Consider the following 743-nt stretch of genomic DNA (forward strand, 5'->3'; position numbering starts at 1 on the left):
AGCTCTTTAAGCTTAGTTGAATATTTTTTCTTGCGTTCAATAAGTGTAATTAATGAGTCACATATATCTTTAATTTCTTCGACGATAGGATCGTCTTTACTATTAAGAATATAAGTGGATTGAGCTATACGAATTACACGCTCTGTGATTTTATTTAAAGTATTTTCGTTATATTTAATGTGCTGTTTAATGAGGTCTTTAATCGTCGATTTATCATGTTCAAGAATACATTCGGGATGTGGAAATAAGAATGTGAGTTTAATTTGAGGGATTTCTAAATCATGTTGATATAATTCTTCGAATTGAGGCGAGACATAAAATACTTTTTCTCTGAGTCGTGTTTTAAGCTGATTTATATCTTCGTCTAGATGGGTAATCATACGACTATATGTTTGTCGCTCTTGTTCAAGGCCAGATAAGGCATTATTAATCTTTTCGTCTTTTAAATCAGGCCCTATAAGTGCTAAGTGATGTGCATCAACACGGTCATTTTTGAGCCGTCTTAATGTTTTGATATGCATTTTTGCTTCTAGGGGATTTAAACGAGCGTAGTCAAAATTATTTTTCTGACAGAAGTCTTTAATAAGTGTGGAATACACACCTGTAGCCTCAAATACGATTAATTTTGTCTTTAGTCCATGCACGTAGTATGAGAATCGCGTCAAACTATTGTAATCGTAATGAAGCACAAATTCATTGACCATTTCATTATTTTCGTAATGCGCAACGTAGCTTTCTTTTTT

Annotated in this window: 1 protein-coding gene; it reads right to left on the minus strand. The window is 32.8% G+C overall.

Going from position 1 to position 743, the window contains the following annotated elements; genetic code table 11:
- On the minus strand, positions 1-743 hold a 743-nt coding region (locus tag HMPREF2802_RS02255; protein ID WP_141746375.1), incomplete at both ends, for an IS110 family transposase.

Source organism: Staphylococcus sp. HMSC071G07, assembly GCF_001811435.1.
GTDB classification, from domain to species: Bacteria; Bacillota; Bacilli; order Staphylococcales; family Staphylococcaceae; genus Staphylococcus; species Staphylococcus pettenkoferi.